The sequence below is a fragment of the Caballeronia sp. SBC1 genome (assembly GCF_011493005.1).
Taxonomy (GTDB): Bacteria; Pseudomonadota; Gammaproteobacteria; order Burkholderiales; family Burkholderiaceae; genus Caballeronia.
Genome location: NZ_CP049156.1, coordinates 1,980,421 through 2,005,283, shown reverse-complemented (window position 1 = coordinate 2,005,283; position 24,863 = coordinate 1,980,421). Strand labels below are relative to the sequence as shown.

Here is a 24,863-nt window from a genome sequence, read left to right as displayed (position 1 = left end):
CCGCCTCATGCATCCGAACGAGGAAGCGTTTCGGGCCAGCGGTTCTCTTCCACGCAATTCGATGTAGGGACGCGCTTGGCCCAACCTTCTGCTTGCAGCATTGGTTCGTCGTAGAAATGCTCGACATGCCCGATGCACAGAATGGCAACCGGCTTCGCGTCGGCAGGCATATGCAGCAGCCGTTGCACCGCGCCAACATCGAACAGCGACACCCAGCCCATCCCGAGCCCTTCGGCGCGCGCGGCCAGCCAGATGTTCTGGATAGCGCACGCGACCGACGCCAGGTCCATTTCCGGCAGCGTCCGGCGGCCGAAGATGTGACGCTCGCGATTCTCCATCAAACCGACGACCACGACTTCGCCGCAGTCCAGGACGCCCTGCACCTTGAGCCGCATGAATTCATCGCTACGCTTGTTGAGCGCAACGGCGGTGGCGCGCCGCTCGGTTTCCACGATGTCATGCAGCGCGATGCGCAGGTCCCGGTCCGTCACCCGCACGAAGCGCCAGGGCTGCATGAAACCGACGCTTGGCGCATGGTGCGCGGCGTCGATCAACCGCGCCATTTGATCGGCCGCAACGGGTGTATTGGTGAAATGCCGCATGTCGCGACGTTCGTGGATCGCGCGGTACACCGCGGCAATCTCGGGCTCGGAAAAACGCTTGAAGGTCGAATCAGTCATACATCCATGCTTAAAAAAGTGCCTTAGTGGCGAACAACCGGGCGAACAACCGGGCGAAGGAGTGCGCCATACCCGTGGGTGTTAATCGACGGTGTTGATCGACAGGAAACGGAATTTGCCCAACCCACGTCCACCGCCGCATTGTCCACGCACCACGAATGCGCACCGATGTCGCTATACGCCACATCCGCGTCGCCTTCCGATAAATCTTCGCATCGCGCGCTGCCGTTATCTGATCAATCGATGCTTGATTCCAGTGGTTCCCTTCACGGTTCGCCCAGATATCCGGAGGATACAGACCTGTTGCGCCGCGCACCACAGCGACGCAGTGGGGACTAGCCCTTATGCGCAAACACATGACTATTCGCGGCGGCCTGGTCGCGACGATCGCCATTTACACCGTCTTGCTCATCGCGGTAATCGCGGTGGGCATCCTGGGTTTGTACGGCAGCAATTCGGCGCTCAGGGAGATGTATCGCGACGATACCGCTTCGGTGCTGCACCTCAAAACCAGCTCGGAGCGCTTGCTCTTGCTGCGTGCCGGGTTTGGCGAAGTCGAGCAACTGATCAGCGCCGGCAAGCCCGCCCAGCGCGAAATTGCCCGGCAGCATGCGCTCCTTAACGAGAGCAACAAGGAACTGGAAGCTTTTCGGAAGCTTCACGAGCCGGTGCCAGCGGAGAAGGCGCTTATCGATGCGATGCAGGCGCGGCGCGAGCAACTGCTGGCCCAAGTGTTCCAGAAGGCGCTGACCGAGCTCGATCAGGACAATCTGGTGGATTTCCTTACCACCCAGCGAGAGGCGCCGCCCGCGCTGTTCTCCGATTATCAAAGTGCGCTGACCGCGCTGGAAAACTTCCAGGTCGAACGCCAGAAAGCACGCTTCGACACCACCGATGCACGTTTCGAAGCCATGCTCTGGGCACTCGGCGCCGCTGCGGTCGTCGCGCTCGTCATCGGCTTCTTCGCGCAGAGGATATTGACCCGGGCGATCGTGCGGCCGATCGATATGGCCGTCGATTATTTCGGCCGGATCTCGGCCGGCGACCTGACCAGCACCGTGACGGTCCAGCGCAACAACGAGATGGGCTACATGCTCAATGCGTTGAAAGGCATGCAAGAGGGGCTTGCGCAGACGGTGCGCAAAGTGCGTTCGAGCGCGGAGACAATCGTGCGTGATGCCCATGCGATCTCGGGCGGCAATCTCGATCTGTCGGCGCGTACTGAGCAACAAGCTGCGTCGCTTCAGGAAGCGGCGTCGAGCATGGAGCAGTTGACCGCCACCGTCAGGCAGAACGCGGACAACGCGCGCAATGCCAGCGAACTCGCTGCGGGCGCATCGGACATCGCGTTGCGCGGCGGGGATGTAGTGAATCGCGTGGTCGCGACCATGGACGCCATCTCGGGTAGCTCCGACAAGATTGTTGGCATTGTCAGCGTGATTGAAGGGATTGCATTCCAGACCAATATCCTCGCGCTGAATGCGGCCGTGGAAGCCGCGCGGGCAGGCGAGCAGGGCCGGGGTTTCGCGGTCGTTGCAAGTGAGGTGCGAAGCCTGGCGCAACGGTCGGCATCGGCGGCGAAGGAGATCAAGGAATTGATCGGTGCGTCAACGTTGAGTGTGAAGGACGGCAGCCAACTGGTGGCTCATGCGGGCGCGACCATGGTGGAGGTCGTGGAAGCGGTCAGGCGTGTGAGCGCGATCATGGCGGAGATCAGCCTGGCGTCGGGCGAGCAGACCACGGGTATCGAACAGGTCAACGTGACGGTGGCGCAAATGGAAGAGATGACGCAGCAGAACTCGGCGCTAGTGGAAGAGGCGTCTGCGGCCGCGGTGTCACTGGAAGAGCAGAGCCGGCAGTTGAATGACGCGGTGGCGCTTTTTCGCCTGAAAGCCACTGCGTGAAAATCCGGTTTTCATCCTTGCGTCCGTGCGATGGGGGAGCGATGGCCAGTCAAAATAAAGTTGGCAACCTTACATCTTGTCTATACATATGAAAAAGATATTGGCCGGCATAAGTCACGCGATCATCAAGAAAAATTAAACTCAAGCTATTGATTTATAGATAATTTGTGCAAGATTCTCTGAATTTTTATAAACTACAGTTAGGGGTAAACATCGATAATAACGGACTTGTCTATACATATTGGTTCCCATAAAGTCGCATTGAATCGTGAGTTGCCGCCCGGCGACGTTCGCGGTTCGGGCTGTAGCGCAGACGTATTGCACGACGATGTATTGAAAGAAGCTGGCAATACGCGATTCACGCGACGCCACTGACTCGAGGGTATCCATGTCCGCATCACAGACCGGCACACAGAGCGGCGCACAGGGCAGCACCATTGCCGAACGCCGCACCATCGACTACATCCCCGACGCCGAACGTCATGGCGGCCTTGGCAGCCAGTTCACGCTATGGCTGGCCGCCAATCTGCAGATCACCGCGATCGTCACTGGCGCGCTTGCGGTCGTGCTCGGCGGCGACGTGTTCTGGTCCTTGATCGGCCTGATGGTCGGTCAACTGATAGGTGGTGGCGTGATGGCGTTGCATGGAGCGCAAGGGCCGCAACTCGGACTCCCGCAAATGATATCGAGCCGCGTGCAGTTCGGGGTGTTCGGTGCGGTGATTCCTATCGCGCTGGTGTGCCTGATGTACGTCGGCTTTTCGGCAAGCGGTTCGGTGCTCGCGGGGCAGGCAGTCGCGCAGCTGCTGCACGTGGACGACGCGGTTGGCATTGTCGTGTTCACGGCGGTGATTGTCGGCTTTACGGTGTTCGGATATCGCGTGATCCACGCAATAGGCCGCGTCGCCAGCGTGATCGGCGTGCTCGCGTTCGTGTACATGTTTGCGCGGCTGCTGGCCGGTCACGATATCGGCTCCTTGCTGGCGAACCGTCACTTCACGTTGAGCAGCTTCCTGCTATCCATGTCTCTGTCCGCGTCGTGGCAAATCGCATTTGGCCCGTACGTTGCCGACTATTCTCGCTATCTGCCGTCTTCCACGTCGCCGCGCAAAACGTTCTGGGCCATCGGACTTGGCTCAGTGATCGGCGCGCAGGTGGCGATGGTGTTCGGCGTGTTCGCCGCCGCGCTCGCCGGCAAGCAGTTCTCGCATCACGAGGTGTCGTTTGTCGTCAGTCTCGGCGGGAGCGGGGCGATTGCCGCGCTGCTTTACTTCGCCATCGCGTTTGGCAAGATCACCATCACGACGCTGAATGCGTACGGCAGCGTGATGTCGATCGCGACGGTGGTCAGCGGCTTTCGCGGTGAACAGCGTTTGTCGACGCGTAACCGCATGATCTACATTGTCGCGATGGTTGGACTTGCGATGGGCCTCGCGCTCGCCGGTCGTCACGCGTTCCTGAAAGAGTTCTCATCGTTCATCCTGTTTCTGCTCGCGTTCTTTACGCCGTGGAGCGCGATCAACCTGGTCGACTATTACTTCATTACCAAGGATCGTTACGACGTCCCCGCGCTTTACGATCCGGATGGCCGCTACGGGCGCTGGAACATGACGGGTATCGCGGTATATGCAATCGGGGTGCTCGTGCAATTGCCCTTCATTTCGAGCGCGTTCTATACCGGCCCGCTGGTGGACAAGCTCGACGGCGCGGACATTTCCTGGATCGTCGGGCTCGCGGTGCCGGCTCTGCTGTATTACTTTGCCGCTCGCCACAAGGCGCACGCTGCGCCCCCGCATTTGATTCTGCCTGCCCAGCCGACCACGTCTACAGGGAAGTAACGCTCGCCTGTTTTGGGTTGCACCCTCCCGTCAGGCGCTCATCAGCTCACAAAGGGATATCCTGGATCAAAGCCGAATTCACCGCGCGGATTCGACGGTCGACAAAGTAACCTCCGCCTTCCGTGTATCGAAGATAGAGCCGGCTGCATTGCGTGCATTGCCATACGGTGCAGCGGTTATAGGGGAAAAAACGCGGTGTGATGGGCGCCTCGGGAGACCAATAATCAACCTTGCCCGGCAGGTGCTCCCGATAGCTAGGCTCGGGATCATCATCCACAACGAGCGTGCCGATTTCCTCGAGGCGCTGTTCGTCCAGAGAAACCGGCTGTGAGTTCCAGCCGTCAAGCGGGGTTCGAGTGCAATTGCATGGCCCTGCGGCCAGCGACTCTGCGTGTAACGCAATTGCTAAGAGAGCTGAAGCATCGAGATGATTTGGCATGGCGGATCAGGCGAGCGTGGCTACGTTCGTGTTGTGTGGTTGCCATAGAATGCCAGATTTTTTCGATAGGCCGACAAGCGGCGAACGCGGCGGCCGATCAGCTTTGGCTGCTGTTCGAGGCACGCGCATCCGGAGTGATGGAAAAGTCCGGTCCGGCAACTTGAACGTGTGCAGCAGCCGTCACCAGACACTCATTCAGGCGCCCGGACATCACGGTGAGTTCACGTACCATGACGTCGGACGTTTTTTCATTGCGTCTTGCCAGATGGGCAAGGTCGAACAACTCCGCATACTTTTTTGCGCACTGTTGCGATGGTCCGACCGTTCGATGCGTGGCAGGAGTGTGGACGGTCGTCATGCGGCCGCCCACACCAAGTGCCAATACCGTCGCGACGATCAGTATTACCGCTCCCCCAGCCTTGCATAACAGTTTGCACTGCGATTTAAAAGTTGGATATACGCGCATCACACCGCTTTGCCCCTCTGTCATTTCCTGGTTGATTCGGATGACCATGCTGCCGGTCACGCCCTGCAAGTCATCGCTCATGACCAGTGCGCCGCTACCCAGACGTTCCCGACCCAGTGACCCGGTACCCACACTACGGGCCGCGGCACTGGCGTCATATAGACGACGCGCGGAGCAACATACACGGCTGGCGGCGGGGGCGGTGCGTAGACAACCGGTGGCGGCGGCACATACGCGACCGGGGGAGGCGGCGCATACACGACCGGAGGAGGCGGCACATACGCGACCGGAGGAGCAACGACTACCGGCTTGGGCGCGACGACGACCGTTGTGCTGCCCGTCGTCGTGACAACGCCCCCGGTTGTGACCACTCCACTTGTCGTCACGGTGTTGCCGTGTGTACCTGTCGCGCTGGTGGACGTCGTGACCACTCCCGGCGCAACCCGCGTCGCCGTACCTGAGTGATAGACGGTCCCGCCGTCCGAACCCGTCACCGTGCCCGAACGGGAGCACGAAGCACCCGCACAATTCGTCGATGCCGAATGGTCGACCGTGTTGCCGTTCGAGCCGGTGATCGACCCGGATGATGAATACTGGCCCGGCGCGGTTCTGGTCACGTCACCGGATGTGGTGGCCGTCTTGCCGTCCGGTCCGGTGACGGTGCCGGTGTGCGAGCATGTGCCGCCAGCGCAGTTGGTGTCGCCGGCGTGCTGCACCGAATTGCCGTAGCGTCCGGTCGCGGTGCCCGAATTCGAAAACTGGCCCGGCGCGTTGCGGGTTACCGTACCGGTGTTGGTCGCGAAACCACCGTAAGGGCCAGCGACGCCGCCTGCATGCGAACAGCTGCCGCCGCCGCACGAGCCGTATCGAGCACCGTTATACGTGCCACGTGATGTGTACGCGGTGCCGTGTTGCGACCAGGCGAAAGCTGAGGCGCTGCCGAGGGCAAGCATGGCGACGGTAGCTGCAAGAACGAGCTTACGCAGAGCGCCACGTACTGATACGGTGGTCGCGGCAAACACGAGGAAAGCTGCGGTGGTGGGGTTGGCGAACGAGCGGGTATTCACACTATCTCCTTTGCGGTTCAGGGCCACTTTCAGCACTGCGGCGTGGCGATGAGCGGACTATAGGAGTGCGGGTGATTTAAATCATCAGCGAAAATATGTCACGCGGTGTCACCGCAGCGGAGGCCCGCCAGACGGAGGGTTACGAGATCGCGAAGCGCGCCGTGACATATTTCGACATGAATTGTTGCGAGTGCGGACCTGACGACTACTCGGCCGGACACCATCGGCCAGAATCTGGGCACACAATGACCCGCGTGCCGTTCAGCCGGACTTGCTCTTCATCGAGTTGCAGCGATCTCGAAGGGTCGATGTCGAAGGCAACCCCAAGTGCGTCCCCAACATGGGCATCTTCAATAGGAAGCTCCCAGGTCAGGAACATCTGAATGCAATCCCGCTCCGGCGCGAAGTCGGCCGCATTAAAACCGCTGCTGCCGCGTTGAATGACGCCATGAGGCTGGCCGGTATCGAATATCACAACCGTACCTCGGCTCAGAGGGATTCGATGATCCATAGAGGGAAAATGCAAGTCCAGACCCTTGTCCTCGCTCATGAAGAGGTTGCAAAAGGCCGCACCGCCATATTGCGCGGCGTCATGGTGGTACCTCGCGCCACGGCAGGCCATGAGCGCTACGTCGCTGGCGGCAAGCACCTCAGGCAATCCAAGCGTGCACGTCCAGTCCGACACCGCCTGCACGCAACGTTTGTAGTCCGGCCAGCGAGCTCGCGCTCTTCCTAAAGGCATTGTCTCGACGTCCCCGGGCTCCAGGACCAGGCGCGACGATATCTCCCTTTCCCAATCTGCAAGCAGACGCGCAGGGGGCACAGGCACGTCGACCGTGCCTGTTAGCACGATGTCGCTCACGCGTCGGCTGCGAATGACGTCGCCACTCCAGAAATAGGAAGTGAGGATGTCTCGCGCGCGATGCTGTTGAGGAGGGTAATTCATCTGGTTCATTGCGATTCAGGCGGTTGCGGGTTGTTTGCCGGGTTACTGTCAAACTTGACTACTCGCTCAATTCCGGCGGCATCTGCCAGCGCTGACAATTCAACCTGCAGCAGATCGGCGATTTTTCTTGGATAGACCTCCTCACTATCTAAATAAACCGTGAAAGACCGCAGATACCTGGATTTTTTATCAGGGTTCTCGATCGTATCCTTGGTCCATCGGTAAAGCGGATACTTTTCCGGGCCGAGTCTTTCTGCTTCGTTCACGTAGGCAGAAAACGCGTCGAACTGGCATGTCAACGAGGCGTCATGGCGACGCAGTACATCACGTAGCGCAGCGGGCATACGCTGTGGATCTCCGCGCAAGGTCGCGGCGGCCTCGGGTGAGACAGTGATCCTGATCTGGAACAACCATGTGTCACTCTTAGCCATCATTCCACCGTGGGCCATGCCAAATGCGGCGACGTCCAGTCGAGTTCACTACCCACAACCATCACCCGCTCGTCGCACATGAACGCCATTGTCACGCCGACCGACGCCCGTCCGCTCGTCAGCGACAAATACGGTTGGCAGAACACCGCCGTTCCCATGTTCGCCACCGCCTTCCAGTAATACGGCCGATGATCCCATCGCCCCGACTGCGCGGCGAATAACGGCCCGAGCCGGAAGTCCGCGCTCGATCCCGCGCGGCCGATCACTTCCTGCCCCAAGATGCGTCCGGTATCGTCGAGAACAAAGCAGCGTTTGCACAGTTCCAGCTTCGCCATGGGCGCTATGGCGTCGTCGATACTCACGCCGTTCGTCAATGCCGCCGCTGCAGTGTTGAGCATGGCGAGATACGGCGCCAACTGCGCTTCGAAGCGCGCGGTGCGCACGGTCCGGCCTTCGGCAATTACATCGAATGCGTGGTCGATGCGCCGCGTGACTGCCGCCGCCGAGGGCAGCGTGGCGCTAGGTCGGCCTAGCAGGAATCCTTGCGCGAAATCGACGTTCGATTCGACCGCCAGGATCAGCTCCTCGGTCGTCTCGATCCCTTCCACCACCACCAGCATGTCCGCCCGATGCAGCAGCGAAACAATGGTGGGGAGCAGGGGCTGATCCGAGGCACGGCTCTTCGCGCGAATCAACGCGCCATCGAGCTTCACGAAGTCAGGCTGGATGCGCAGAAGGCGGTCGAGGTTGGAATGGCCCGCGCCGAAGTCATCGACGGCAATCAGGAAACCGCAGCCGCGATACCGCCACGCGGCCAGCGCAAGCTCCTCAACGTCCACCCCCTCGGACTCGAGAATTTCCAGCACCACCCCGCGAGGATCGAGTCCCGCTTCGAAGACCATGGCCGCTAGCGTCTGCTCATAACCCGGCTGGATGAAGGTGGACGGCGCGACGTTCAGGAAGAGCCACGTGTCGAGCGGCAAGCGCGTGCGGGCGTTCGCGAGATGGAGATGGTGGGTCAGCGAATCCAGGTCGCTGACGCCGGGATTCGACTGCGGGGCGAACAACTTGTCGGGCTGCAGCGGCGTGCCATGCCGGTCGAAGCCGCGAAGCAGGGCTTCGAAACCGACCTGCTTCTGATGCGACAAACTGTAAACCGGCTGGTAGTGCGTGAAGAGATCGAACGCGCCCCAGCGCGTGACAACGACTGGTTCCTCATCGACCCGGATGTCATTGTCTTCATCAAGAGCGGTGGCGCGTACGCGCTCGACCCGCCTTGCTTGCTCGACGAACACTCGGTTATGGCCCGCGTGTTTCGCGCGCAATAGCGCTTCGTCGGCACGGTCGAGCAGTTCGACGACGTTCTCATTCGGCCGGCGATGAGCTACGCCGAAGCTGGCGGTGAGAAAACCATCGGGCCGGAGGATTGCAGCTACAAGAATGCGCAGCGTGTCGGCCAGCTCGGTCGCCCGATCGGGCCCGGGCGCCTTGATGAGCACGGCGAACTCTTCGCCTCCAAGCCGTCCGACCACCGCGTCCGGAGGCACGGCGTCGTTCAGGACCTGCGTGACTTCGACCAACGCTTCGTCACCGCGCGCGTGGCCGTACTGGTCGTTCAGGGACTTGAAGCGATCAATGTCCAGGAAGATCGCGCTGACGACTTCATCGTGACCTTTCGTCTCGCTCAGCATCTGTTCTGCCTGCTCGAGAAAAGCGCGCCGGTTCAGGAGCTGGGTCAAGGGATCGGTGGCGGCGAGCGCCCGTAGTTTCTCTTCGAGCAGGAAGTGGTTGAGCCGGAACCAATAGAAGCCGAAATGAAACGTGGTCGCCATCGGAATGCCGATCGCCACCCACATTGCGCATAAGACGTAGTCGTCGTGGGTGAAGGGCACCGACATCACAAAGGGCAGTCCGGCCAGGTAGAACGCAATTGTCCCCAGGATGAAATGCCGCGGTGTAAGCCACAGCGGCGCCGCGCATATAGGGATGACCATGCCGGCCGGCAGCATCCACGAGAGCGGTTTTTCCACGCCTTCGACATTGATCACGATCCCGATCTGCAGGACCACGACATAAAGCACGCCGATCAGGCCGAATATGAAAGTAGACGGCGCTCGGGGAATGGCAGCGGCCAGCAGCAACATTGCGATAGCGCATAGCAGGCGCGGCCAGAGCGGTAAGTCGATACCCATTACATGTGCTCGGGCGGTGACGAAAACCAGGAACGCCACCACGGTAAAGGTCATGGTGAACGTTGACAGCGGCCGTTGCTGATCCATCGAGCGGCGGTGGAAGCAGAGTCGAAGCGCGGGTGTGATCGTCGGCGGAAGCAGGGAGGTGAGCATGTTCTCGGGTAAGTTTTAGCAGCCTTATTAATTAATGAGGGCTGTCGGCTGTGCCGGGCCGAGTTGTTTGAACTACCGCAGTTATTGAAATCACCTGATCCGATTATCATCGGATGAATTGGATTGTCTTACTAGGCGCGACTGGGCTCAAGTGAATGTTTGTTCGCCCGTATCGTTTCGGGGAATAAGCCCGTGTGTGCTGGTCTTGTGCGGGCGCGAGACGGGCGATCCGTGCGCAATGCAGTTACTGCAGGGAAGGGATACCGCGGCTGTCCGGCATTGCAGACAATTCGAAGTCGTATAAATCAGCAGCGCAACAGCCGGTTATGCGTCTTCAATCCGCAAATGGGGGCGGGTTGATTTGGTGGCTGAGTCGTGCATCGTACAACAGGTCTTTCCACATGAAAAACCTGCAACGGCTTCGATAAACCGCTTTCAAGTCAGCCGCGAACGGGAATTGCGCCGCATTTCAGCGAGTTGCCAACCGGCAAGCGCGATGCAGCCGAACAGCACTTCACGCATCCGCTTGACGAGCGCGAGCGCGATACCCGCTTGCCTGTCCACGCCGGCCATATGCGCCAGCACCATGATCGCGGCCTCCTGCACCCCCAACCCCGCCGGCATAAAAAACGCCGCGTGCCGGACCGCTTGAGTGAGCGCCTCCACGGCAAGCGCGCTGGTAATGGAGACAGGGTGACCGAAGAACGCGAGCGCCCAGTACACCTCGAGCGCACCAAGCATATAACCGCCCAACTGCCACGCGAACGCGCAGGCTAGCAAGCCTGGGCGGCGCATCAGCGTGTCGATTTCCCGGTCGAGCCGCACTCCATCCAGCTTCGACAACAGACGGTGCGACGATCCGAGCCAGCGGGCAGCCTGTTTTTCGAGGGCCTGAAACAAGCCGCCGCGCCTGACCAGAATAAAAAACACAATGGGAACCGGCAATGACAACACCAGCGCAAGACCGATCAGCCGCACGCCTGCAAATGCGTGGGTGGTGACGACCAGTAATAACAGGCCAAGTGCGGAGAACGCATATTGGACGACTACTGTCACCAGCACTTCCACGATGACCGATGCACTGACGCGATTGATATCGGCGATATACCAGTGCGCGAGCCTGATCCCGACCAGTTCGCCGCCTACACCGGCCGCGGGCAGCAGGCGGCTGACCGACTCACGCACGGTTGCTATCCACCACAGGACGCGCAGCGGCGCCAGGCGGCCAAGGAGGACACGCCATCCGCATGCATCGAGCAACAAGGGCAGCGCGTGGAACGGGATCAGCCAGAGCATGGTGACACCGGCTTGGGGGATGCCTCGCAGCACGTCGGCGAAACCCTCGTGCACGGCGAAGACGGTCAGCAAGCCGATGGCGAGCGGCCAGCGGGCCCAGGCAAGCCAGCGCATTGCTGCGGTCATAGGGTGCGCAACGCCGGCTCTACGGGTGACACAGTGGCCGGGAACACGTCGCTGAAGCCGCCGCGCGCGAGGCCCATGGCATCCATTGCGGCAGCCACGCGCGGTGAGACCAGTGCAGTAAGCTCGTCGGCGTGCCGGTAGTCCGACATGGAGGGTGCGAGCGCACCGTCGCCCGGTATGGCGGGGTGACAGTAGATCTCGTTCACGCCATCGGGAAGCGTGCCCAGTGCCTTGATGAACGCTAACTCGTCCATCCGCCCGCTCTGCGCGAGACCCGCCACGTGATCGTTATGGGCAATCCCGCACCGGTCCAGCCGCGCCCGCACTAGCGCTATCCAGGGCCGCAACGCAAGCGACCCGCCCGGCTCGTAAGGCAGGCGCATCGATCGCATACCGTATTCGCGGCCTATTTCAAGCAAGAGCGACAGCACAGTCGGGTGAAGATGAAAATGCTTGTGCGTATTGACGTGATCGAGCGGCAGTCCGGTCGCGGCAAAGGCCTTGAACTGCGCGCGAATCTCATGGGCTAGCTGGGTACGTACGCGGGGAAGAAAGAAAAAGCGCACGCCGTCGCGAACCATTGCATTGCCGAAATAGCCGTGATCATCGACTAGCTGTGGAATGTCACTACGTGGCGACGTTGCCCGGCCGTCCGCCAGGACGACATGCAGACCCACGCGCAAAGTCGGCAGGCGCCGCGCGCGCTCCACGGCATCCGCAGCGGCGTCGCCTGCGACCATCAGGCTGGCCGAGGTCAGCACGCCGTTGCGATGGGCACGCTCGACCGCCTCGTTCACGCGTGCGTGCAGCCCGAAATCGTCGGCGGTCACAATCATTGCGCGCCGTGCCGGACCAACCGCCGCTTGGCCTGCGCTCATGCTTCGTGCGTGCGCAGGAAACGGAAGAACTCGACGCCTTCACGCAAGCGCCGCTTCATCATCTCCCAGCTCATCAGCATTTCGCGCACGATCTCCCAGATCTTCGACGGCCGGAAATAGAACTGTTTGTAGAATCGTTCGAGCCCGTGATAGATCTCTTCACGCGACAAATGCGGATAACCGATGGCGGCCAGTTGCACACCTTCCGCGCTGACCAGGTTGATGACCTTGTTTTCTTCCAGCCAGCCGTTGTCTATGGCCTGCTTGTAGAGCGTAGTCCCCGGATAGGGCGCGGCGAGCGACACCTGAATGGTGTGCGGGTTAATTTCCTTCGCATAACGAATGGTATTTTCGATCGTCTCACGCGTTTCGCCGGGCAGGCCCAGGATGAAGGTGCCGTGAACCTTGATGCCAAGCTTGCGGCAATCTTCACTGAAACGCCGCGCCATGTCCGTGCGCAGCCCTTTCTTGATGTTCAGTAAGATCTGATCGTCGCCTGATTCATAGCCCACCAGCAACAAACGCAGGCCGTTCTCTTTCATGATCTTGAGCGTGGAATACGGCACGTTGGCCTTCGCGTTGCACGACCACGTGACGCCGAGCTTACCCAGCCCCCGGGCAATTTCTTCCACGCGCGGCTTGAAGTCGGTGAAGGTGTCGTCATCGAACATGATCTCCTTGACTTCAGGCATGTTGTCGCGAATCCACTTCACTTCTTCCAGCACGTTTTCTACAGAACGGGTGCGGTAGCGATGCCCGCCCACGGTCTGAGGCCACAGGCAGAACGTGCAGCGTGAACGGCAACCCCGGCCCGTGTAGATCGACACATAAGGATGCGACAGGTAGCCGATAAAATAGTTTTCGATTTTCAGGTCGCGCTTGTAGACCGGCGCGACAAAAGGCAACGCGTCCATGTCTTCGAGAATGGGACGTGCTTCGTTATGTTCGATCGAACCGTCGGCAAGCCGATAGCTCAGACCCTTGATCTGAGGGAAGGGCTTCCCTTCGGACACTTCCATGCAGGTGAAGTCGAATTCCTCGCGGCAGACGAAATCGATCGCATCGCTTGCTGCCAATGAATTGTGCGGATCCACTGCCACCTTTGCTCCCACCATGCCGATCAACACCGACGGCTTGCGCGCCTTCAGCTTCTCGGCGAACAACGCATCGCTTGGAAACGACGGGGTGCTCGTATGAATGATCACGAGCTCGTAAGCTTCGGCTATCTTGAGCGTCGCTTCCACCGACAAGCCGTCGGCGGGAGCATCGATCACCCGGCTGCCCGGCACGAGCGCTGCGGGCTGGGCGAGCCAGGTCGGATACCAGAACGAACGGATCTCGCGCTTCGCCTGGTAGCGCGAGCCTGCACCGCCATCGAAGCCGTCGAACGATGGGGCCTGCAAGAACAGTGTTTTCATGGGTGGCTCCTGAAACTTGTACCTGCCGTATGGAATGGCTTTACCGGTTCGCGTCGTGATTGACGACGCGCGTGGGTCTGCGCGCGGTGTCGTAGCGCTCGTCGGACGCGTCCGTCAAATTGACTTCCGGCATGGCAGGCTGCGGCATGATGCGGATGCGCGCTCCCCGCCAGATCACGTGCGATCCAAACGCCGCCGTGATCCATTCGGCGGACAACAGCAGGTCGCGCAGCGGAATGAGCGGCAGGTCGCGCCAGAATGAGCGCCAGTCGCGGGTGGTTCTCCAGTGCAGGAGCAGCCGCGCGCTGAGGCCGAACGAAGTGCTTAGGTCAACGATCATGTCGGCGGTGGAGTCGGCAATCGCGCCACCGCTCCAGTCGAAACCGAGGCCGAGCAGCCAGCTCGCCATTAGCCACGGCGACGTGAACGTGATGAAGAGAAACGCGAAACCCAGAGGGTTGATCGAGCGGATGGTGCGCAGCCAGCGGGTCTCCCGCTGCCAAAGCGAGGGCAGGTCGCGTTCGGTCACATCGGTCGTGACAGTGAGCTCGGACACATGCGTGCGCAAGCCAAGCTCACGCACGTATTCGGCGAGCCAGAAGTCATCCGCAACACAATCCTTCAGCTCACGAAAACCGCCGATTGCATCGAGCGTTTCGCGGCGCAGCGCGAGCGTTGCGCCGAAACCGAAACGGCGTGCGCCGGCCGCCCGCGCGACATGCACGGAAGGCACGAACCATTCGTCGATGAAAAGCGCGCCGAGCCGCGCCCACACTTCACCCACCCGCCGCGCGCGATAGAGGCAGGTGACCACGCCGACCTGACCGGAGCTGAGCGGGGCGGACACGGTGTACAGGTAATCCGGCGGGACCGCGATGTCGCTGTCCGCAATCACGATGATCTCGTGGCGCGCGTGCTGCGCAAGATTGATCAGGTTGCTGACCTTGAGGTTGACGCCGTGCACGGAGTCGTTGACGACAAGTGTGATGTCCAGGTCGGGATATGCCTCACGCAGCCGGTTCACGACCCCGGCGGCGGGGTCGGTGGCCGACGATACGCCAAAGAGCAGTTGAAAACGCGGATGCGTCTGCCGGCAGAAGGTTTCGAGGTTGGCGTAAAGACGGGGCTCAAGGCCGCACAGGGGCTTGAGGACACTGATGGTGACGGCCCCCGGTCCATGGCTGCCCGGGCGCGTCATGCCCCAGGGCCTTGAACCGTGACGCATGAGCGCCGCGACCGTTATGTAGACGGATGAGAGGCAGCAGAGACCAATCAGCATCCATTCGGTAACGGGTAGCGGCGTCCAGGTCATGCTGTTCCCCTGCATCTATCGGTGGCTTGTTTCGCTCAGACGAGACAAGCCGGTTAGCGGGATAGTAGACCGAGTTGTTTCATTCGAGGATCACGTCCCTCTTCGGTCAATGTTCGAGCCTAGATGGGTGCCAGCGCGGGTGTCAGTCGATAGAACGCTGTCGCCCGTAAATATATCGTGCACTGATTCGAGTCATCAAATGAAATCTATCGCGGTATACGGACGGAATGCGGGCCGCAATGACGAGAGACAAATTTCAATTTGCTTTCGAAACGAAGGGGTGGCTGACACAATTGTAGGGAAACTTGTAGAGGCGTCCGCGCCGCTTAACCCTCGGTTGATTGTGTATATCCACTCGCGTGGGCATTTTTTAACCTCGCCTGTATTTCTTCATATGCATGCGCGACGTCGCGAGAGCGGTTCGTACCCTTAATTTTCGCCAGTCCGGCGGCCGGGTTCAGAATCGTCTTCGGTCGCGCGTTCATGCAATTCGCCGCAGCGTTGTTATCGTTTGGAACGGTTTAAATTTGTATATTCATCTAGACGTCTTGCAACCGTCACCGCAACGTCATGTTGCATTCCTAGAATCCTTCGACGCTGCAAAGCTTTGAACCGCGATCCCGAGGACACCATGGATGCAATTCACATTGAACGTCTCTGCAAGACGTTCAATAACGGCCGCAAGGCACTCGACTCCATCGACCTGAGAGTGGGTGAAGGAGAAATGATCGCGCTGATCGGTGCATCGGGCTCAGGGAAGTCCACGCTTTTGCGGCACATTGCCGGCTTTACGGCATCCGACCCCGCGCCCTCGCATGTCACGCTGCTCGGCCGGCCCATCCAGCAAAACGGCAAGGTCGCTCGCGAGGTTCGTCGAATTCGCCGCGACGTCGCGTTTGTCTTTCAGCAGTTCAATCTCGTGGGGCGTCTCACTGTGCGCACCAATGTGCTGCTTGGCGCGTTGTCGCGGGTGCCGTTGTGGCGGCGTCTTATCGGCAGGTTTCCGCGAGTGGAGCATGACCTTGCGATGGCGTCGCTGAGCGCAATGGGCATTGGAGACCACATCAACGAGCGCGCCAGCACGCTGTCCGGCGGTCAGCAACAGCGTGCCGCGCTGGCGCGTGCGCTTGTGCAGCGTGCCCGCATTGTTCTCGCCGACGAACCCATTGCTTCGCTTGATCCCGAGTCGTCGCGGCGTGTCATGGAACTGCTTCAGTCGCTGAACGAGGACCACGGGTTGACGGTGGTGGTGTCCTTGCATCAGATCGACGTAGCGATGAAATACTGTGCACGCACCGTCGCGCTGCGCGACGGCCGCGTGGTCTACGACGGCCCGTCTGCCAGCCTCACGCCATCCCTTCTGCGCGACCTGTACGGTGCTGCAGCCGAAGAGCTGCTGACCGATACGGAGAGCGCGCAGCGCGACGTGGCGAAGCAGGTCGAACGTGCCGTTGACCGTGCCACGGCGCGCCCCGAAGGTGCGTCGGCACGCTCCGCTGCATTCGCGTCGACCTCCGCTGCCAGCTCCTGAGCGTGTGCCCTCATTGTGTTTTTGAAACACCCGCTTTGAACTTTCCCAAACCTGGACTTATTCGATGAAATCAGCCCGTCTTCTTCTGGCCGGCGTAGCCCTTGCCGCCTGTTTTGTCACGCAGGTGGCGCGCGCCGAAACGCTTAATTTCGGCATCATCTCGACCGATAATTCGTCCGCGCTCAAGCAGCGCTGGCAGCCGCTGATCGACGACCTGAACAAGCAGACCGGTCTCGACGTCAAGCCGTTCTTCGCGACCGACTATGCCGGCATTATCGAAGCCATGCGTTTTAACAAGGTGCAGATTGGCTACTTCGGTAATGCCTCCGCTATTGAAGCGGTCGACCGCGGCAACGGCGAAGTGTTCGCGAAGGTGAAGTACAAGAGCGGCGAAGCGGGTTACTACTCCTTGCTGATCACGAACGTGAACAGCAAGTGGAAGACTGTCGACCAGGTGCTGAAGAACACGCACGACATCAACCTCGGTTTCGGCGATCCGAACTCGACCTCCGGCACATTGGTGCCGTCGTATTACCTGTTCGCGAAGAACGGCATCTCGGTGCGCAGTGACTTCAAGAGCGTACTTCCGTCCAGCCATGAGGCGAACATGCTGGCGGTGGTGAACAACCGTGTCGACGTGGCGACCAACAACACCGACATGGTCGAGACCCTGAGGCAAAATCACCCCGATTTACTCAAGCAGGTCCGCGTATTGTGGAAGTCGCCGCTGATTGCGTCGGACCCGCTTGTATGGCGCCGTGACCTGCCGCAGGCGACGAAGGACAAGCTGCGCAACTTCTTCGATCACTACGCACAGAGCGATCCGCGCGAGCAGGCGATCATGGCGGGGATCACGGGCTTGTCGGGCTTCACGGATTCCTCCGACGCCCAGCTCATACCCATTCGCCAAATGACTTTGTTCCAGAAGAAGCAGCAGGTCCAGAATGACGCGCACATGTCCGACTCGGACAAGAAATCGCAGATCGCGGCACTCGACCAGAAGCTTGCGCAACTGGATAGCGTGGCCGCGAAGTGAAGCACAACGCCGACGCGTATTCCCTCAACAGCGCGAGGGGCGGTTCGCTGCCGCTGAAGCTCGAACTAGGGCAACCTAAGCGAAGCTGGTTGTCCATGTTCGGATGGGTCGTGGTGGTGGCGGTGCTCGGGCTGTCCTGGCACAGTGCCGACATGCGCCCGCTCGATCTCTTCAGTGATTCCGGCAACATGCTGCAGTTCGGCAAGGACTTTTTCCCGCCGGACTTCTCCGACTGGCGCACCTATGTTCACGAGATGATCGTCACGCTTGCCGTGGCGGTGTGGGGAACGGCACTCGCACTGGTGTGCGCCGTTCCGTGCGGGCTGTTGTCGGCCTCCAACATTGCGCCAATGTGGATCGCGCAGCCGGTGCGGCGCGTGATGGACTCATGCCGCGCGATCAACGAGATGGTCTTTGCAATGCTGTTTATTGTAGCGGTGGGACTTGGACCGTTCTCGGGTGTGCTCGCGCTCTGGGTGCATACCACCGGCGTACTGGCAAAGCTGTTCGCCGAAGCGGTTGAAGCGATCGATGCACGGCCCGCGGAAGGCGTGCGCGCAACGGGTGCAAGCAGTCTCGATGAAGTCCTTTACGGCGTGTTGCCGCAGGTCCTGCCGTTGTGGATCTCGTATGCGTTGTACCGGTTCGAGTCGAACGTACGTTCGGCGATGGTGGTCGGCATGGTCGGCGCGGGCGGGATAGGTGTTGTGTTGTACGAAGCGATCCGCTCGTTCAACTATGCCCAAACCTCAGCCGTGCTGCTGATGGTGATCGTGATCGTGACGCTGATCGATCTGGCATCCGCGTGGCTTCGTGAACGCGTGATCTGAATGCGTTGGCCGTGTTGGACGGCGGCCAATGGTCCGCCGGCCAACAGTTCAAAGCGGCTGCTGGCTGATTGCGGCCAGTAGCTGCTGGCCGGCTTCCGAAAGCAGACCCGAATTGTCGATGGTGACAAGCCGCGCCTGCTCGGGAAGCAACAAAGCAGGGCGACGCGCAAGCCGCGCTTCCATCTGCCGCGAATCTTCGCGGCCGCGCCGCTCGAGCCGGGCGGCAAGCACCGTTGGGTTTGCGTGAATGTGAACGAACTGGGCGAACGGATAGCGTTCGAGCGCAACGGGCGCATGTTGGCGCGACCCGTTGACCACGACTGGCAATCCGCGCGTGAGCCACGCATCGATCTCAACGCCGATGCCATAGTGCAGCCCGAGACTTTCCCAATGCATCGAGAAAACGCCGCTGGCCAGACGCGCGGCGAATTCCTCGCGGCTCAGGGCGACATGGTTCTCGCCATCGGAAACGGGGCGCGTGATGTAGCGATGCGCGAACATAACCTGCGCGCCAATGCGCTCCCGAACGAAGCCGAGCAAGGAGTCCTTGCCGGCACCCGACGGTCCCATTACGTAGATCAATCGACCGGTTTCCATGCTCATTCAACGGCCTCGGAGTGGGCATTCGCGAAGGGCAGGCGCTGCCATAGAGTGAACGGCGCAGCCGGGTGCAGTTGAACAAAAAGCGCCGCTCCGTGGAGGGGAAGCGGTCCGAGCGTTTCAGCGCGGGTTTGCCACAGCGAGACAATTGCTGCACGCACCGAAGCCGAATCAAGTGCGTCGGAGAGCGTCATGTGGAAGCGGAATTCATCGAGCACGTACGGGTAGCCCCATTCATGCAACAGCTTTTGCTGCCGCGCGCTCAGGCCCGACGCCAGGCGTCGTTCGGTATCTTCTGCCGAGGGACGCGCGCGCAGCGAGTTGATCGCGCACAACGCGCTGGCAGCAAGCTGGCGGATGGATGCGTCGTCATCCGGACGCGCGGCTCGCAACGCGACGAAGCGGCCCATCTCGACGGCGGACAGGGGGGCATCGAAGGGAGCGATGCGCCCCGCCCATTCGCGAGCCTCTGACAAAACCTGCTGCGGCGTAACCCCTTCTGCAATATGAAAAGGGGCGACGAGCGTTCCGTGCCAGCCATACCGGCGCGGCGATCCGGTGAGCGCCGCAACGGTCTGTCCGAGCGCGGCAATTGCTGGTTCCCCGGGTGTTTCGATCAAGCGTCCGGTCTCGGCATCGCGGCCAAGCCATTCGCAGCCCGCGCGCCACCATGTGGAAGACGCCGGCGGTGCGTAGTAAAGCGCGATGCGTGCATCGGGCGTCCAGGCATTCAAGACGGTGTCGTTGGCTTCGCCGCTCATACGCCGTCCTCGACCAGCAATTGCACCCGGTCAGCGGCGAAGTGGGTAATACCGTATTTGATGGGCACGCCGGCTTCGTCCACGTCCACGCTTTCAACCCACATCACAGGTTGTGCGCGATTGATCTGCAAGCGCCGCGCGACTTCCGAGCTAGGCAGGATGCAGCCGATACGGCTCCATTTGCGCGTGTAATCAACCACGCCAAATTCCGCCAACGCTGCGCTGACGCCTTGCACGCCGGCGAGCACGCCGGGTAAGTCGGCGAAGCGCATGGCGGGAAACCAGCTGCGCGCATAGGTCAGCGGCACATCGTCGGAATCATGCCGGGTCTCGATCTCGTACACGAACGTCCCTGCGCGGATGGAGAGCGCTTTCGCGGTGACCGGATCAGCCTTCACTTTCGCGCTGGAGAGGATCAGCCCCACGGATGCCTGGTTATTGCGCCGCAGGTTTTCAGTGAAGCGCGTGCGACGCCCGATCTGATAGTCGATCGCACCCGGCTGCACGAAAGTGCCGCGGCCTTGTTCGACGCTCACCAGCCCCGTCGCGGCCAGCCTCAACATTGCCCGGCGTACCGTGTGCCGGTTGACGTCGAAACGCCGGGCAAGTTCGGCCTCGCTGGGCAGGCGGCCATCTTCGCCGAAACTTTTCGCCGTGATCTCCGCCGAAAGAATCTGTTCGATCTGACGCCATACCGCAACGCCCGCGCCGCGTTCCACGGCCAAGCCCGGTGTGCCAGTTTCGTTAGATGTCATGTCGCTGTCATTCCTGTCGGTTTGAATATCGTTTTCGGCATTGTAGTGCGCCGCCGATGGCGAAAATGTGAAAGCAGGGCGCTATTGAAGAATTTTTATCCGGTTGCACAAACGTCTAGACGACCGGATGACTATTCTAGTAGCGTTAGGGCTGGACAGGACGACGAAATCACGGACGCGGCTTGGGTCTCAAGCGCGCCCTTTATTGACGAGGAAAGACCATGAGTACATCTGCGCAGACGTCCGCGCCCCCCGGTCCCGCGACACGGCAGGAGTGGTTGGCCATCCTGGCGCGCACGCCGCGGGCCTGCATGAAGGACGCGCTTGATACGGCACTGGACGGCGTCTCGCCGCCCGAGTTCGACTGGCTGCGTGCGCCCGATATCGGTCTCGCGATGGTGCGCGGACGGGTTGGCGGCACCGGAGACGCGTTCAACCTGGGTGAAGTGACGGTGACGCGTGCGACGCTTCGGTTGCGGGTTCGCGAGGGGCGCGCGGCGGTGGGTATCGCCGTTCATATGGGGCGGGACAAGGAGCGCGCGACGCTCGCCGCGCTCGCCGATGCGCTTCTGCAGACGCCCGCTTTCGAAGCCCGGATGCACGAGCACTTGCTGGCACCGCTTGCTGCGCGCATCGCAGAAAACCGGGCGAAAAAACAGGCCCGCGCCGCGGGTACGAAGGTGGAATTCTTTACGATGGTGAGGGGCGACTGATGTTACCTGACAAGCTTTCAAGCAACCTACATGGTGCGGGCACCGCGGGTATCGACCTCGCGACCCTCACTCCGGGCTTCAACGACACCGTTCATGATTCGCAGGGCGTGTTCCGTGCATTGCTCGACGCGCTGTCCCGTCCCGGCAAGATCGTCTCGATCGATGCCGTGCTGCCCGCCCTGGAACAGGACGGCGGCACGGCTGCAGCCCACGTGCCGATGGCCGCGTTCGCCGCGCTGCTCGCACTGGCCGACTACTCGACGCCCGTGCTGCTGCAGCATGAACATCGCGGCCTGAGCGACGCGTTGCGTTTTCACACGGGCGCACCGCTCACGCACGATCATGGGCAAGCGGTTTTCGCCTACCTGCACGCTGCGGAATCGATGCCGCCGCTCGATGCATTTTCGCTCGGTGACCCTGAGACACCCGAAGACGCGGTCATGCTGTTCATCCGCGTGGACTCACTCAACGAGGGCACGCCAATGACCTGGCGCGGCCCTGGTATCCGCGATTCGCACGCAGTCCATATCACCGGCGTGCCGGCTTCGTTCTGGCATGAGCGCGCGTTATTGGCGAGCGAGTTTCCTTGCGGTATCGACTGTTATTTCGTGCATGGCGGATCGGTGATCGGCCTGCCCCGTACAACGCGCGTGGAGGTGGCCTGATGTACGTTGCAGTCAAAGGCGGAGAACGCGCGATCGAACGTTCATGGGACTTGCTCAGCGCCAACCGGCGCGGCGATGAATCGATCGCGGAACTTGGTGTCGACCAGATTCGCGAGCAGCTTGGGCTGGCGGTTGCGCGTGTGATGACCGAAGGATCGGTCTACGACGAGGAGCTGGCCGCGCTCGCGATCAAGCAGGCAGCGGGGGATCTCGTGGAGGCCATTTTCCTGCTGCGGGCGTATCGCACGACACTGCCTCGGTTCGGTTATACGGTGCCGCTCAATACGGAAGCCATGCTGGCGGAGCGGCGCATTTCGGCTGCGTTCAAGGACATTCCGGGCGGACAGATGCTCGGTGGCACGTACGATTACACCCAGCGTCTGCTCGATTTCAGCTTGCTCGCTGAAGGCGGCCCGCGCGCGGCCAATGCCAAGACTCCAAGCCCGTCCGTACCACAGCAGGAAGCGATGCCGCGCGTGCTCGCTCTGCTCGACAAGGAAGGTTTGATCGAGCAGGAAAAGATGCACGCGGACGCGCCCGAACCCGGCGATCTCTCGCGTGAGCCCCTGATGTTTCCCGTCGAGCGCCCGGTCCGTTTGCAGAATCTCGCCCGTGCGGACGAAGGTTTCCTGCTGGCTATCGGCTACGCCACGCAGCGCGGTTATGCGAACTCGCATCCATTCGCCGGCGAGATTCGTTACGGCGAAGTCGCCGTCGAACTGGAGCTTGAAGAGTTGGGATTCGCGGTGGAGATTGGCGATATCGACATCACCGAATGCCAGATGATCAACCAGTTCGCGGGCAGCGGCGACGTGCCACCCACGTTTACGCAGGGGTATGGCCTCGCATTCGGCCACTCGGAACGCAAGGCCATGGCGATGGCGCTGGTCGACCGCGCACTGCGCGCGCAGGAGCTGGGCGAGACCGTTTCGTCACCGACGCAGGACGCGGAATTCGTGCTGTATCACAGCGATAACGTGGAAGCCTCGGGCTTCGTGCAGCACCTGAAATTGCCGCACTACGTGGACTTCCAGTCCGAACTCGAGTTGCTGCGGCGCCTGCGCGCGGGCGTCGAGAAAGAAGCGCAACGCGAACGTGAAGCTCAGGAAGCGTATCAAGTTCAAGAAGCGCAACAAGCGCAACCAGAGCCCAGCGAGGAGAACGCCGCATGAATGCGCGTATCGAAGAAAGTGCCATGGCTGAAGGCTATAACTTCGCCTACCTCGATGAACAAACCAAACGCATGATCCGTCGCGCGCTGTTGAAAGCCGTGGCCGTACCCGGTCATCAAGTGCCGTTTGCATCGCGGGAAATGCCCTTGCCGTATGGCTGGGGAACGGGTGGCTTGCAGGTAACTTCCGCGATCATTGGACGCAGCGACACGCTGAAAGTGATCGACCAGGGTTCCGACGAAACCACCAACGCCGTGAATATCCGCCGCTTCTTTGCGCGTACGGCCGGCGTGGCGACCACCACGCGCACGGTGGAAGCGTCCATTGTCCAGACCCGCCACCGAATTCCCGAAACGCCGCTGACCGAAGCGCAGATCCTCGTGTACCAGGTGCCGATGCCCGAGCCGCTGTTCCGGCTTGAGCCTCGCGTCACCGAGAGCCGCAAGCTCCATGCGCTGGCGGACTACGGGCTGATTAATGTGAAGTACTACGAGGACATCGTGCAGCACGGCAGCATTGCGACGACCTACGATTACCCGGTGCTCGTCAACGACCGCTATCTCACTTCACCGTCGCCCATCCCCAAGTTCGATAACCCGAAGATGCACATGAACCCGGCACTGCAACTGTTCGGAGCGGGCCGCGAACGCCGCATCTACGCGATCCCGCCTTATACGAAGGTACGGAGTCTCGACTTCGAAGATCATCCGTTCACCATTCAGCAATGGGACCATGAGTGCGCGTTATGCGGTTCGCGAGAGAGTTTCCTCGACGAGATGATCGTGGACGACGCGGGCGCACGCATGTTCGTGTGTTCGGACAGCGACTACTGCCAGGAACGTCGCGCAACACAGGAGGATGCATGAATCTCTCGACACCCGCACTTCCTCTGCTCACCGGCCGCGGACTCACGAAACGTTACGATGGCCGCGGCGGCTGTGTCGATGTGGACATCGATATCTATCCGGGCGAAGTGCTTTGCATCGTCGGCGAATCGGGCTCCGGTAAATCCACGTTGCTTAACGCGCTTGCGCTGCGAACGCCAGTGAACGATGGCGCGCTGCACTATCGCACCGTGGAGCATGACCTAGTCGATCTGATCGCGTTGCCTATGCCGCGTCGCAGAATGCTCGCGCGTACCGACTGGGGGTTTGTGCATCAGAATGCACGTGACGGACTGCGTCACGGCGTGTCGGCGGGGGCGAATATCGGCGAGCCGCTGATGGCGAACGGTGCACGTCACTACGGACGTCTGCGCGAAACAGCTTCGGACTGGATGAACCAGGTCGAGCTGGACGCCGCGCGTATCGACGAGTTGCCTTCCGCGTTTTCAGGCGGCATGCAGCAGCGGCTTCAGATTGCGCGCAATCTTGTGACGAAACCGCGCCTTGTATTCATGGACGAGCCCACAGCGGGGCTGGATGTTTCAGTGCAGGCGCGGCTGCTGGACCTGCTGCGCACGCTAACCGCCAAGCTTCATCTTGCTGCCCTGATTGTCACGCATGATATTGGTGTTGCGCGTTTGCTCGCGCATCGCCTGATGGTGATGAAGGACGGCCGAGTGGTGGAGAGCGGGCTGACCGACCAGGTGCTCGATGATCCGCAACATCCCTATACACAGACGTTGGTTGCGTCCGTGCTGCCAGTTTGAGGTA

General features: G+C 60.9%; 24 protein-coding genes. 10 read left to right on the top strand and 14 right to left on the bottom strand.

Going from position 1 to position 24,863, the window contains the following annotated elements; genetic code table 11:
• Nucleotides 1-5: 5 nt before the first annotated feature.
• On the bottom strand, nt 6-680 hold the full coding sequence (gene bluB, locus SBC1_RS08855) for a 5,6-dimethylbenzimidazole synthase (protein WP_165090956.1): 675 nt from the start codon (nt 678-680) through the stop codon (nt 6-8).
• Between the two features lie 344 nt (nt 681-1,024).
• Here bluB and SBC1_RS08850 point away from each other — a divergent pair, with 344 nt between their 5' ends.
• Nucleotides 1,025-2,584, top strand: a complete 1,560-nt coding sequence (locus SBC1_RS08850; RefSeq protein WP_165090935.1) for a methyl-accepting chemotaxis protein — start codon at nt 1,025-1,027, stop codon at nt 2,582-2,584.
• 388 nt (nt 2,585-2,972) lie between these two features.
• Nucleotides 2,973-4,421 carry a cytosine permease gene (locus SBC1_RS08845; RefSeq protein ID WP_165090930.1) on the top strand — a complete coding sequence of 483 codons (1,449 nt, stop codon included), beginning with the start codon at nt 2,973-2,975 and terminating at the stop codon, nt 4,419-4,421.
• A 46-nt stretch (nt 4,422-4,467) separates the two neighbouring features.
• On the opposite strand, the gene SBC1_RS08840 is transcribed toward SBC1_RS08845, so the two are convergent.
• The 10 genes from SBC1_RS08840 to hpnI form a co-directional block, all read right to left on the bottom strand.
• On the bottom strand, nt 4,468-4,860 hold the full coding sequence (locus SBC1_RS08840; RefSeq protein ID WP_165090925.1) for a hypothetical protein: 393 nt from the start codon (nt 4,858-4,860) through the stop codon (nt 4,468-4,470).
• Nucleotides 4,861-4,957: 97 nt separating this feature from the next.
• Nucleotides 4,958-5,407: a hypothetical protein gene (locus tag SBC1_RS08835; RefSeq protein ID WP_165090918.1), complete on the bottom strand. Its 450-nt coding sequence runs from the start codon at nt 5,405-5,407 to the stop codon at nt 4,958-4,960.
• On the bottom strand, nt 5,404-6,393 hold the full coding sequence (locus SBC1_RS08830) for a hypothetical protein (protein WP_165090914.1): 990 nt from the start codon (nt 6,391-6,393) through the stop codon (nt 5,404-5,406). The genes SBC1_RS08835 and SBC1_RS08830 overlap by 4 nt, the downstream gene beginning before the upstream one ends.
• A 205-nt stretch (nt 6,394-6,598) precedes the next feature.
• Entirely contained in the window at nt 6,599-7,339 is a 741-nt protein-coding gene (locus SBC1_RS08825; RefSeq protein ID WP_165093181.1) for a hypothetical protein, read from the bottom strand.
• Nucleotides 7,340-7,344: 5 nt separating this feature from the next.
• Nucleotides 7,345-7,770, bottom strand: a complete 426-nt coding sequence (locus SBC1_RS08820; protein WP_165093179.1) for a hypothetical protein — start codon at nt 7,768-7,770, stop codon at nt 7,345-7,347.
• Nucleotides 7,770-10,115, bottom strand: a complete 2,346-nt coding sequence (locus SBC1_RS08815; protein ID WP_165987566.1) for a bifunctional diguanylate cyclase/phosphodiesterase — start codon at nt 10,113-10,115, stop codon at nt 7,770-7,772. The genes SBC1_RS08820 and SBC1_RS08815 overlap by 1 nt, the downstream gene beginning before the upstream one ends.
• A gap of 435 nt (nt 10,116-10,550) precedes the next feature.
• Nucleotides 10,551-11,537, bottom strand: a complete 987-nt coding sequence (locus SBC1_RS08810) for a lysylphosphatidylglycerol synthase domain-containing protein (protein WP_370469552.1) — start codon at nt 11,535-11,537, stop codon at nt 10,551-10,553.
• Nucleotides 11,534-12,415 carry a hopanoid biosynthesis-associated protein HpnK gene (hpnK, locus tag SBC1_RS08805; RefSeq protein ID WP_165090907.1) on the bottom strand — a complete coding sequence of 294 codons (882 nt, stop codon included), beginning with the start codon at nt 12,413-12,415 and terminating at the stop codon, nt 11,534-11,536. The genes SBC1_RS08810 and hpnK overlap by 4 nt, the downstream gene beginning before the upstream one ends.
• Nucleotides 12,412-13,833, bottom strand: coding sequence for a hopanoid biosynthesis associated radical SAM protein HpnJ (hpnJ, locus tag SBC1_RS08800; protein ID WP_165090902.1), 1,422 nt, complete (start codon nt 13,831-13,833; stop codon nt 12,412-12,414). Before hpnJ ends, hpnK begins: the two co-directional genes overlap by 4 nt.
• A 40-nt stretch (nt 13,834-13,873) precedes the next feature.
• Nucleotides 13,874-15,145, bottom strand: coding sequence for a bacteriohopanetetrol glucosamine biosynthesis glycosyltransferase HpnI (gene hpnI / locus SBC1_RS08795; RefSeq protein WP_165090899.1), 1,272 nt, complete (start codon nt 15,143-15,145; stop codon nt 13,874-13,876).
• A gap of 631 nt (nt 15,146-15,776) precedes the next feature.
• On the opposite strand from hpnI, the gene phnC reads away from it, so the two are divergent.
• From phnC to phnE, 3 genes are all read left to right on the top strand, one after another.
• Nucleotides 15,777-16,676 carry a phosphonate ABC transporter ATP-binding protein gene (phnC, locus tag SBC1_RS08790; protein ID WP_165090896.1) on the top strand — a complete coding sequence of 300 codons (900 nt, stop codon included), beginning with the start codon at nt 15,777-15,779 and terminating at the stop codon, nt 16,674-16,676.
• 64 nt (nt 16,677-16,740) lie between these two features.
• A complete protein-coding gene (gene phnD, locus SBC1_RS08785; protein ID WP_165090893.1) occupies nt 16,741-17,712 on the top strand; it encodes a phosphonate ABC transporter substrate-binding protein in 972 nt (323 codons plus the stop codon).
• 95 nt (nt 17,713-17,807) lie between these two features.
• Nucleotides 17,808-18,542 (top strand): phosphonate ABC transporter, permease protein PhnE, encoded by a 735-nt coding sequence (gene phnE, locus SBC1_RS08780; protein WP_165093175.1) that lies wholly within the window; start codon nt 17,808-17,810, stop codon nt 18,540-18,542.
• Between the two features lie 48 nt (nt 18,543-18,590).
• On the opposite strand, the gene phnN is transcribed toward phnE, so the two are convergent.
• The 3 genes from phnN to phnF are packed head-to-tail and all read right to left on the bottom strand — an operon-like array spanning nt 18,591 to nt 20,658.
• Entirely contained in the window at nt 18,591-19,145 is a 555-nt protein-coding gene (phnN, locus tag SBC1_RS08775) for a phosphonate metabolism protein/1,5-bisphosphokinase (PRPP-forming) PhnN (protein ID WP_165090889.1), read from the bottom strand.
• A complete protein-coding gene (locus tag SBC1_RS08770; RefSeq protein WP_165090886.1) occupies nt 19,142-19,903 on the bottom strand; it encodes a DUF1045 domain-containing protein in 762 nt (253 codons plus the stop codon). The genes phnN and SBC1_RS08770 overlap by 4 nt, the downstream gene beginning before the upstream one ends.
• Nucleotides 19,900-20,658, bottom strand: coding sequence for a phosphonate metabolism transcriptional regulator PhnF (gene phnF / locus SBC1_RS08765; RefSeq protein ID WP_165090883.1), 759 nt, complete (start codon nt 20,656-20,658; stop codon nt 19,900-19,902). Before phnF ends, SBC1_RS08770 begins: the two co-directional genes overlap by 4 nt.
• Nucleotides 20,659-20,879: 221 nt before the next feature.
• On the opposite strand from phnF, the gene phnG reads away from it, so the two are divergent.
• Genes phnG through phnK form a run of 5 tightly spaced genes read left to right on the top strand, consistent with a single transcriptional unit; the run spans nt 20,880 to nt 24,859 of the window.
• Nucleotides 20,880-21,371, top strand: a complete 492-nt coding sequence (gene phnG / locus SBC1_RS08760) for a phosphonate C-P lyase system protein PhnG (RefSeq protein ID WP_165090880.1) — start codon at nt 20,880-20,882, stop codon at nt 21,369-21,371.
• Nucleotides 21,371-22,036, top strand: a complete 666-nt coding sequence (gene phnH, locus SBC1_RS08755; RefSeq protein WP_165090876.1) for a phosphonate C-P lyase system protein PhnH — start codon at nt 21,371-21,373, stop codon at nt 22,034-22,036. The genes phnG and phnH overlap by 1 nt, the downstream gene beginning before the upstream one ends.
• A complete protein-coding gene (locus tag SBC1_RS08750; protein WP_165090871.1) occupies nt 22,036-23,208 on the top strand; it encodes a carbon-phosphorus lyase complex subunit PhnI in 1,173 nt (390 codons plus the stop codon). The genes phnH and SBC1_RS08750 overlap by 1 nt, the downstream gene beginning before the upstream one ends.
• On the top strand, nt 23,205-24,074 hold the full coding sequence (locus SBC1_RS08745) for an alpha-D-ribose 1-methylphosphonate 5-phosphate C-P-lyase PhnJ (protein ID WP_165090868.1): 870 nt from the start codon (nt 23,205-23,207) through the stop codon (nt 24,072-24,074). Before SBC1_RS08750 ends, SBC1_RS08745 begins: the two co-directional genes overlap by 4 nt.
• Nucleotides 24,071-24,859 (top strand): phosphonate C-P lyase system protein PhnK, encoded by a 789-nt coding sequence (phnK, locus tag SBC1_RS08740; protein ID WP_165090865.1) that lies wholly within the window; start codon nt 24,071-24,073, stop codon nt 24,857-24,859. Before SBC1_RS08745 ends, phnK begins: the two co-directional genes overlap by 4 nt.
• Nucleotides 24,860-24,863 lie beyond the last annotated feature (4 nt).

What these genes read in the sequence shown, in the direction of transcription:
- bluB (WP_165090956.1), bottom strand. Translation starts at nt 680, where the DNA reads ATGACTGATTCGACCTTCAAGCGTTTTTCCGAGCCCGAGATTGCCGCG.
- SBC1_RS08850 (WP_165090935.1), top strand. Translation starts at nt 1,025, where the DNA reads ATGCGCAAACACATGACTATTCGCGGCGGCCTGGTCGCGACGATCGCC.
- SBC1_RS08845 (WP_165090930.1), top strand. Translation starts at nt 2,973, where the DNA reads ATGTCCGCATCACAGACCGGCACACAGAGCGGCGCACAGGGCAGCACC.
- SBC1_RS08840 (WP_165090925.1), bottom strand. Translation starts at nt 4,860, where the DNA reads ATGCCAAATCATCTCGATGCTTCAGCTCTCTTAGCAATTGCGTTACAC.
- SBC1_RS08835 (WP_165090918.1), bottom strand. Translation starts at nt 5,407, where the DNA reads ATGAGCGATGACTTGCAGGGCGTGACCGGCAGCATGGTCATCCGAATC.
- SBC1_RS08825 (WP_165093181.1), bottom strand. Translation starts at nt 7,339, where the DNA reads ATGAATTACCCTCCTCAACAGCATCGCGCGCGAGACATCCTCACTTCC.
- SBC1_RS08820 (WP_165093179.1), bottom strand. Translation starts at nt 7,770, where the DNA reads ATGGCTAAGAGTGACACATGGTTGTTCCAGATCAGGATCACTGTCTCA.
- SBC1_RS08815 (WP_165987566.1), bottom strand. Translation starts at nt 10,115, where the DNA reads ATGCTCACCTCCCTGCTTCCGCCGACGATCACACCCGCGCTTCGACTC.
- SBC1_RS08810 (WP_370469552.1), bottom strand. Translation starts at nt 11,537, where the DNA reads ATGACCGCAGCAATGCGCTGGCTTGCCTGGGCCCGCTGGCCGCTCGCC.
- hpnK (WP_165090907.1), bottom strand. Translation starts at nt 12,415, where the DNA reads ATGAGCGCAGGCCAAGCGGCGGTTGGTCCGGCACGGCGCGCAATGATT.
- hpnJ (WP_165090902.1), bottom strand. Translation starts at nt 13,833, where the DNA reads ATGAAAACACTGTTCTTGCAGGCCCCATCGTTCGACGGCTTCGATGGC.
- hpnI (WP_165090899.1), bottom strand. Translation starts at nt 15,145, where the DNA reads ATGACCTGGACGCCGCTACCCGTTACCGAATGGATGCTGATTGGTCTC.
- phnC (WP_165090896.1), top strand. Translation starts at nt 15,777, where the DNA reads ATGGATGCAATTCACATTGAACGTCTCTGCAAGACGTTCAATAACGGC.
- phnD (WP_165090893.1), top strand. Translation starts at nt 16,741, where the DNA reads ATGAAATCAGCCCGTCTTCTTCTGGCCGGCGTAGCCCTTGCCGCCTGT.
- phnE (WP_165093175.1), top strand. Translation starts at nt 17,808, where the DNA reads ATGTTCGGATGGGTCGTGGTGGTGGCGGTGCTCGGGCTGTCCTGGCAC.
- phnN (WP_165090889.1), bottom strand. Translation starts at nt 19,145, where the DNA reads ATGAGCATGGAAACCGGTCGATTGATCTACGTAATGGGACCGTCGGGT.
- SBC1_RS08770 (WP_165090886.1), bottom strand. Translation starts at nt 19,903, where the DNA reads ATGAGCGGCGAAGCCAACGACACCGTCTTGAATGCCTGGACGCCCGAT.
- phnF (WP_165090883.1), bottom strand. Translation starts at nt 20,658, where the DNA reads ATGACATCTAACGAAACTGGCACACCGGGCTTGGCCGTGGAACGCGGC.
- phnG (WP_165090880.1), top strand. Translation starts at nt 20,880, where the DNA reads ATGAGTACATCTGCGCAGACGTCCGCGCCCCCCGGTCCCGCGACACGG.
- phnH (WP_165090876.1), top strand. Translation starts at nt 21,371, where the DNA reads ATGTTACCTGACAAGCTTTCAAGCAACCTACATGGTGCGGGCACCGCG.
- SBC1_RS08750 (WP_165090871.1), top strand. Translation starts at nt 22,036, where the DNA reads ATGTACGTTGCAGTCAAAGGCGGAGAACGCGCGATCGAACGTTCATGG.
- SBC1_RS08745 (WP_165090868.1), top strand. Translation starts at nt 23,205, where the DNA reads ATGAATGCGCGTATCGAAGAAAGTGCCATGGCTGAAGGCTATAACTTC.
- phnK (WP_165090865.1), top strand. Translation starts at nt 24,071, where the DNA reads ATGAATCTCTCGACACCCGCACTTCCTCTGCTCACCGGCCGCGGACTC.